This window comes from Candidatus Parvarchaeota archaeon (assembly GCA_016866895.1).
GTDB lineage: Archaea > Micrarchaeota > Micrarchaeia > Anstonellales > VGKX01 > VGKX01.
Map to the genome: position 1 here is coordinate 1 of VGKX01000043.1, position 7,936 is coordinate 7,936.

Consider the following 7,936-nt stretch of genomic DNA (forward strand, 5'->3'; position numbering starts at 1 on the left):
AAGCAACCTGCAAACAAGCAACCTGCAAGCAAGCAACCTGCAAGCAAGCAACCTGCAAACAAGCAACCTGCAAACAAGCAACCTGCAAATCGGGATGTCCATGGAAATCTGCATCCTTTCCTTTTACCCAAATAGCACAGCCAAGTCGGGCCTTTCAACCTACTCGCGGCTTCTGTGCGAGGGCCTCTCAAAAAAGCACCAAGTGAAGTTTCTGATTGGCAGCACTCTTCTGGCACGTCTCGCATTTCTCACGCCACTGTTCCTGTTTTTCAACCGCAATAAGTTTGATGCATTTGTCATAGCCCATCCGGAGGCCGGATTCCTCTCGCACTTATTCCTAAAGGGAAAAAAAGTGCTTTTGGTTTTCCATGATGCAGACTCATTTGAAAAACCACCAAAAGCACAGAACCCGATCTCCTCTGCATTCAGGTTCATGCTAAATAAATTCTACACAGCTGCATCCATTCATTCGATAAAAGCCTCAAGCATACTCACCTGCAACTCCTCGCTTTCCAAAGCTTCGCTTGAAAAAATTTCCGGCAGAGGGGATGTAAAAGTAGTTGCGCATGGAATTTCAAACATCTTTGTCCCGGCCAAAAACAGCTCCAGTGGAAAAAACTTCCGAATCGGATACATAGGCTCGCTAATAGGCAGGAAGAATCTTGCAGCTGCCCTTGAATACTTTTCATATGCCTACAAGTCTGACAAATCCCTGACTTTCTCAATTTTTGGCCAGGGGGTGCAAAAGCCCATGCTGCAAGACACAGTCCGCAAACTTGGGTTAGGCGGCGCTGTCAGCTTTGGGGATTTTGTTGAAGAGTCAAAGCTTGTGCAAACCTATGCCTCGCTTGATGCGTTTTTCCTTCCCTCAATTTCGGAGGGCTTTGGCCTTAACATTCTTGAGGCGCAGCGCGTTGGAATTCCGGTAATCGTTTTCTCACAATCCACAATCCCGCAAGAAGTCTCCAAGGCTGCAATAAAAGTCGGCTCAAGGCAGGAATTTCTGGCCGCGCTTTCAAAGTTAAAGGAGCCTGCGTATTATTCTCAAGTGCAAAAAGCCGGGCTGGACCATTCCAATAATTTCTACTTTGAAAACCATGTGGGCAAAATAGAGCGCCTGTTGGAATCCTGACCCTATAATCCCAATTCTTTTTGAACCCTATTTCTTTCCAAACATCTCCTGCTCGATTATTTCGCATATGATGTGCCCGCAAAGTATGTGGACCTCCTGTATCCTGGGGGTCTTGTTGCTTGGCACATTGAGCTCAAAGTCGGCAATCCCATGCGCGCGTCCGCCTGTCGCCCCTGTAAGAAGCACTGTTGTACACCCTTTTTTCCTGCCGGCACCAAGGCCCCTAATCACGCTTTGCGCATTGCCACTTGTGCTTATCCCAACAACCACATCACCCTTAACCGCCAAGCCCTCAACCTGCCGCTCAAACACATTGTCATAAGAGTAGTCGTTTGCAGTTGCAGTCATTGCAGATGCGTTGACGTTGAGGGCAAGGGCCGGCATGGAAGGCCTCTCAAGCATGTATTTTCCCACAAGCTCTGCCGCTATGTGCTGCGCGTCTGCAGCAGAGCCGCCGTTTCCGAATATGAGCATCTTGTTCCCCCCTCTGTATGCCTTTACAAGCGCCTTTGAAATCGCCGCAAGCTTTGGCGCAAGCTGCGCAGCCTTTTTGTGGACCTCGACATTTTCTTCAAACGTTGCCTTTATTTTTTCCTCCATCCGCTCACCCTCCGTAGTTGCAATAAACAAAATAACCGCGCATTTGCATCAAATCGCTTTAAGGCCCGGCCTTTCACTTTTTATCCAGTATCACCTTGCCGGCCCTTGCAAGTGCCCTAAACGTGCCCATGTCAATGAACCTTCCTGCAGACTTGTAGGCATAAAGCTTTCCCATGCGGCAAATAATCGGGAATGCATCAGACTCCATTGAAAACTTTTTTTCAATCCTCCCTTTTTTGGCAAGGGACTTCAGGGCCACAAGCGCCCTTTTTTCAATAAGGTAGGCCCCTGTATTGAACAGGCCCCTTCCCCTTCCCTGCTTTTCAAGAAACCTTTCAACCTTGCCGCCCCTGCCCGCCACAACAGCCCCCCTGTCCTTCAGGCTGCCCCTTTTTGCAAGAACGCTTACAAGCGCCCCGCTTTTTTTGTGGAATTTCAAAAATCCCTCCAAGTCAAGCTCCAGGTATGTGTCTCCGTTTAGCACAAGGGCGCAGCTTCCAATCAACCTTGAGGCATTAATTATGGCCCCGCCAGTGCCAAGCTGCCTCTTTTCCCTGCAGTACCTGATTTCAAGCCCCCACTTTTCCCCGTCCCTGCAATAATCTTTTATTTTTTCATGCTTGTACCCTGTAAGCAATAGCACATCGCGCACTCCAAGCCTTGCAACAAGCCCAAGCAAATAGCCCAAAAACGGCCTGCCCTCAATTTTAACCATTGGCTTTGGGACTGAGTAGGTCAGGGGCCTAAGTCGCGTCCCAAGCCCGCCGGCAAGTATTACGGCTTGGGGCATTTGCGCCTTGCGGCCTGCGCCCGTTTTTATTTTCTTCTTCTCCATCATTGTATCTCCTTTTGGTTCCAGAACACAATCCTTGCGAATATTTTCCTGGCGTAATTTGGAAGCCCCATCCTCGCCAGGATTTTTGCCAATATCTGGGAGTCCTCCTTTTCAAACAGCCTGAAATAATTGAGCATTGCAAGGTACACAATCCCCCCAAAGACCATGAATGCTGACAGAAGCGCAACTTTCACAAGCTTGTCTGCAAGCGCGCCTGCCAGCGTTCCGTCTGATATCGCAAAAGGCAGGTTAACAATCCTGTCATATGCAACAAGCTCGACTGCCTGGAGCGCAAGATAGGCAACCACTGCGGCGGCGATGTTTTTCCATATGCTGTCTTTGAGCCTGAAGCCAAACTTATGCTTTGCAAACCAGTTCAAAATGAGGCTTACAAGGGCAAAAGACACCATGCTTGCAAAAGCAGCCCCCCCTATCCCAAACCTTGGAATCAGCAAAATGTTAAGCACAAAATTGAGAAGCGCGCCAGCTGCCGAGGCGACAAGTTCAATTTCAACAAGCCTCATGCCGGCCAGGGCAAGCTTTTGGGGGGAGCTAAGCAGGCTTGCAAAATTGCCGATTGCAAAAAATGCAAGCGTCAAAAAGCCGGCTTCGTATGCAGGGCCGTAAAGAACGCGCAAAATGGGCGCGCCAAACGCCACAATAAACGCAAGGATTGGCACGGAGACAAACATCATCCAGCGAAGGGCTGTGTGCGACGCTGCATTTATCCTCTTGTAGTCGTTTTTCCCGACAAGCTCGGACACCACGGGGAAAAATATCTGGATAAGGGAGCCTGAGAACATGAATATGAGGCTTGCAAAGCCGGTTGCAATCGTGTAAATGGCTATCTGCACATTTGCCTCCTGCCCAAGAAAATAGCCAAGCATCATCCTGTCAGTATAATTCAGAATCATCCCAAAAGACATGACTCCGACCATGGAAATCCCAAAAGGGACAAGCTCCATGACAATGCCAAGGCCGGCCCTATCCTTTCCGGCACAGGCGGCCTCAACGTGCCTTATATGCCCAAGCAGGCTCCAAATCAGGTAGAAAGAGGCTATTGCAAACGAGGCAACAAATCCTATTGTCAGCGCAGAGGCGCTTGCCCCAAGCGATGCAATAAGCACAAGTGTAGCCGCAAGCTTTGCAATGTTTTGCAGCCCAAGCCCAAACGCAGCCTCCTTGATTTTTTTGAGGGCCACAAGAAGCGCACTTGCTATGTTGAAAGCCTGGAGTGCTACAAGATGGAATGCAAAAAGCCTTATGACCGGCTCAAGCTTCGGGTTTTGGAAAAATCCCGCTATGTTTGGCGCCAAGAAAAACGTCAGGGCTGTCATTAATAGGACAAGTGCCATGCCCAAAAGCACGGCATACTTCATCACATCAAGCGCCTTTCCCCCCTCTTTTCTGCCCAAATAATACGGGACATATCTTTGCACTGCGGATGCAAGCCCCAAGTCGGCATAAACCCCAATGACTCCGACAATGCCAAGGGCAAAGTAAAAAAGCCCCACTTCCTCCTGGGAAACCATCCTTGCAATGGCAATCGTGTAGACAAACGAGACAAGCCTGTAGGCAACGTTTGTCAGGTTCTGCCAAAACGTGCCCCTTGCCATAACCTTGCTTTCTTCAGACATTTCCATACTTTTCCCGCCTCAAGTTTTTTCCGCTTCAATTCCTTTCATTTCGTCAAGAACCGGGCTTAGGGCGGCTTTCCACTCAAAGCCCCTTGCCCTGGCCAACCCGTCCTGCCCAAGCCTTTTTGCAAGTTGCCTGTCCAAAAGCACCTTGCCTATTGCATCGGCAAGCGCCTTTGCATCTGCCGCCCTGACAACTATCCCGGCGTTTTCCAGCACATGCCTTGTGCCTGAAACATCAGTCCCAATGCACGGGACGCCGCATGCCATTGCCTCAAGCAGCACAATGCCAAACGCCTCTGTCTTGTAAATGGACGGAAGCACGAACACATCCGCAAGCCTGTAATAGTCCGCAAGCTTTCCCTCTGGCGCCCTGCCTGCAAACACAACGCTTTTTTCAATTCCCCGCGCCCTGCACTTTTCCTCAAGCCTCGCTCTTAGCGGCCCCTGCCCGACAATCACAAGTGTTGCGTCAGGCACATTTTTCAAAACATCCCCAAATGCCTCCAGCAGCACCTCAACTCCTTTGTATGGAATCAGCCTGCCAACAAACAGCACGACTTTTTTTCCATCCAACCCAAGCCTGCCTGCAAGCGCCCCATCCTTTATCCCCTGGCAAAACTCCTGCAAATCAACCCCGTTAGGGGAAATTGCAATCTTGCCTTTGAATGCAGGCAGCACCTCTGAAACCTCGTAGGCATAGGTCGGGGTTGTGGCAAATATCTTTTTTGCGCCACCCAGTATAAGGGGCTTTTGGAGCAGGTTCACATAAGCCCACTTGAGAGGCGCTGCAAGACCCCCTTTCTTGTAAATGTCGCTATGGTAGGTGACAAAATACGGCTTTCTCTTTATCTTGCACGCAGCCCAGGCAAGCACGCTTGTCACTGGGTTTGGCTCGTGGATAAGCGCGGCGTCAAACCTTTCGAACAAAATGTCGAAGAAAATCAGGGGCGAAATAGCCGCGCTTTCGTACTTGAATGGAGTCCAGGCCCTCCTCACTCCAATCTGCCCTATGTTCTGCCTGCCGCACTTTTCTCCGGCTCCAGCACAGCACACAACCTGAACGCTTCTCCCGCCTGCCGCAAGCTGCCTTGCAAGCTCAAATGCGTTTTTCTCAATCCCGCCTGTGTGCGGGTAAAAAAAGTTCGAGACAATCAAGACCCTCATAAACATGCCTTCCTCTGCTCACTTTCCACTGTTCTCAAGGCAGCCTTTAATTGCTTTGGCAGCCTGCGCCAAATTGTCGCAAACGAAATCAGGCACTGCCTGGTGCCGCCCGTCGCCCCCTCCATATCCCGTCCTTACAAGAATTGTCTTGCAGCCTGCATTTTTCCCAAGCTGCATGTCCCCTGTCGCATCCCCAATCACAAATGACTTTCCCAAATCCACTTTGAACTCCTCCTGTGCCTGCAAAAGCATCCCGATTTGCGGCTTCCTGCACAAGCAGCCGTCCCCGGGCAGGTGAGGGCAGTAGTAAATCTTCCTAATCCTGATTTGCGCCTTCCAAAGCTCCCCCTCCATCTTGTCATGTATCCTCTTTAGCATTTTCTCGTCTGCAAGCCCCCGCCTTAATATTGACTGGTTTGTCACAATGAATATGGGAAGCCCAAGGGCGCTTATGGCACGAAGCCCCTCAATTGCGCCTTGCTCAAAAACAAATTCCCTGGGGTCGGTGACATAGGTGTCCATGCGCTTATTTATCACGCCGTCCCTGTCAATGAATATGGCCGCGGTTTTTTTCATTTTCCCATCAGCTTTTTTCCTGTTTTCCGCTTGCAAATACGTCTGCGTTGCGCCTTGCCACATTGCCTGGATTTCAAATGCCGTCTGCCATTGCAATGCATCCTGCCTTCATGGTTTTGGTTCAGCTGTGGCGACTTTGAATACAACTAGGCTGCACTATTATATCTGCCCCCTTTAATGGTTTTATTTATTTGCATATAAATGGGTATCTAAGTGCTCAAAACCCTGGGTAAAGGCAAGTGCGCAAAAACCCCCAAGCAAAAACTAAAAGAGGCGCAAGCCCCCACTAATAGGGTGCAAGCCACTTAAGTCATTGTTCAAACCATTGGGCAAAGATGGCGCAGCAAGGGAGAGTAATTGGCATGAAAATAGTTTTTCTTGGCACAAGCGGCTGGTATGCCTCTGCAGCAGGCAACACCCAGTGCATCGCAGCCGTCTTAGAAGGCCGCGCAATAGTTTTTGACGCAGGCGACGGATTGTTCAGGCTTAAGGCCCTTTGCGAAAAACACAGGGTTTTCAATGTCGACATTCTCCTCTCGCACATCCATCTGGACCACATAATAGGGCTTCACATCCTGCCAATGCTTGATTCCAGGTTTGTTGTGCGGATTTTTGCAAAAAGCGCATACCTGCCCCACCTAAGAAGGCTTCTCAGGCACCCCTTCACGCTTCCCCTTGGAAAAAACAAGGCAAAAGCCACGCTGCACGGGCTGCGCCCCGGTAAAAACCGCCTTGCCTGCAATGCCCTTGCCCTGCCCCTTGTGCACGCCGACCCGTGCCTTGGCTTTAGGCTTGAGCTTTCAGGCAAAACAATCTCCTACTGCACAGATACCGGCCCGTGCAAGAACATTTTGAGGCTTGCAAAAGACGCCGACATGCTAATAACAGAGTGCTCCCTTGCCCCAGGCGCAAAACTTCCAAAAGACTGGCCGCACCTCTCCCCTCAAATGGCGGCACGGCTTGCAAAGTCGGCAAATGCCAGGATGCTTGTGCTGTCGCATTTTGAGTCTAGGACCTATCCAGGCAGGCCTGATCGGGCAAAAGCCCTTGCCGCCTCAAGAAAAATATTCAAAAACACCGTGGCTTCGACTGACGGCCTAGAACTAAGCCTTTAATTCCTTGGCAGTCAAACCTCTATGTCTTTGCCGCATGCAACCGAATTGTTTGGCGGCCAACAAGGGTTAGTTTAATGGAACTTTCATTTGGCACAAACGGCGTGAGGGGCACATTTGACAGGCTCACGCCACTAGAGGCAGTAAAATTTTCAAGGGCATTTGGCCAATGGGTGCAGCAAACCCTGGGCAAAAAACCCTCAATAATCCTTGCCTGCGACCACAGGCTGACAAGCCCGCTTCTTCACAGTGCAGCCCTAAGCGGCCTACTCTCCTCCGGCGCTGATGTTATTGACATCGGTCTTGCCCCCTCGCCTACAGCCGAGCTGATGATTCACAGGCTTGGCGCGCAGGGGGCCTTGGTTGTCACTGCCTCGCACAACCCGCCTGAGTGGAATGCCTTGAAGTTTGTGGACTGGGACGGAGTTGCAATCTCAAGGGAGCGCGGGGGGCAAATATCAAAATTGCTGCAAAGCAAGGGCGCACAAAGCCTGAAAATAGGCAGAACAAGCGCGTATCCAGGGGCACTTGATGCGCACAGGCAGACAATCCTAAATAGCGTTGACAAACAGGTTTTTGCAGGCAGGCAGCTCAAGGTAGTCATTGATTGCGCAAACGGCACTGCTTCTCTTGTTGCCCCATATGTGTTTGGCGACCTGGGCTGCACTGTAATCACGCTAAACAGCCACATTGACGGGACTTTTCCAGGCAGGCCCTCGGAGCCGACGGAGGCAAACCTCAAAGACCTGAAAGCCGCAGTAGTTGCAAGCAAGGCCGACTTGGGCATTGCCTTTGACGGGGACTCTGACAGGGTGATATTCATTGACGAGAAGGGCGGGTTTGTGGTAGGGGACAAGGGCTTTGCCCTCTCGCTTCA

At 50.6% G+C, this 7,936-nt stretch carries 8 protein-coding genes; 3 read left to right on the forward strand and 5 right to left on the reverse strand.

The features are described 5' to 3' along the window. On the forward strand, positions 1-1,132 hold a 1,132-nt coding region (locus tag FJZ26_02600), incomplete at its 5' end, for a glycosyltransferase (protein ID MBM3229297.1). 27 nt (positions 1,133-1,159) lie between these two features. Here the strand turns inward: FJZ26_02600 and FJZ26_02605 are convergent. The 5 genes from FJZ26_02605 to FJZ26_02625 form a co-directional block, all read right to left on the reverse strand. Further along, positions 1,160-1,732 carry a D-sedoheptulose 7-phosphate isomerase gene (locus FJZ26_02605; GenBank protein MBM3229298.1) on the reverse strand — a complete coding sequence of 191 codons (573 nt, stop codon included), beginning with the start codon at positions 1,730-1,732 and terminating at the stop codon, positions 1,160-1,162. A 73-nt stretch (positions 1,733-1,805) separates the two neighbouring features. Next, entirely contained in the window at positions 1,806-2,570 is a 765-nt protein-coding gene (locus FJZ26_02610) for a D-glycero-D-manno-heptose 1-phosphate guanosyltransferase (GenBank protein MBM3229299.1), read from the reverse strand. Beyond that, on the reverse strand, positions 2,567-4,210 hold the full coding sequence (locus FJZ26_02615) for a flippase (protein ID MBM3229300.1): 1,644 nt from the start codon (positions 4,208-4,210) through the stop codon (positions 2,567-2,569). Before FJZ26_02615 ends, FJZ26_02610 begins: the two co-directional genes overlap by 4 nt. Before the next feature lie 12 nt (positions 4,211-4,222). After that, on the reverse strand, positions 4,223-5,377 hold the full coding sequence (locus tag FJZ26_02620) for a glycosyltransferase (GenBank protein ID MBM3229301.1): 1,155 nt from the start codon (positions 5,375-5,377) through the stop codon (positions 4,223-4,225). 12 nt (positions 5,378-5,389) lie between these two features. Next, complete coding sequence (locus FJZ26_02625) at positions 5,390-6,043, reverse strand: HAD family hydrolase (GenBank protein MBM3229302.1); 654 nt, start codon at positions 6,041-6,043, stop codon at positions 5,390-5,392. Between the two features lie 239 nt (positions 6,044-6,282). On the opposite strand from FJZ26_02625, the gene FJZ26_02630 reads away from it, so the two are divergent. Next, positions 6,283-7,062 (forward strand): hypothetical protein, encoded by a 780-nt coding sequence (locus tag FJZ26_02630; GenBank protein ID MBM3229303.1) that lies wholly within the window; start codon positions 6,283-6,285, stop codon positions 7,060-7,062. A gap of 74 nt (positions 7,063-7,136) precedes the next feature. Next, positions 7,137-7,936 (forward strand): phosphoglucosamine mutase (locus FJZ26_02635; protein ID MBM3229304.1); only part of this gene is annotated, 800 nt, incomplete at its 3' end.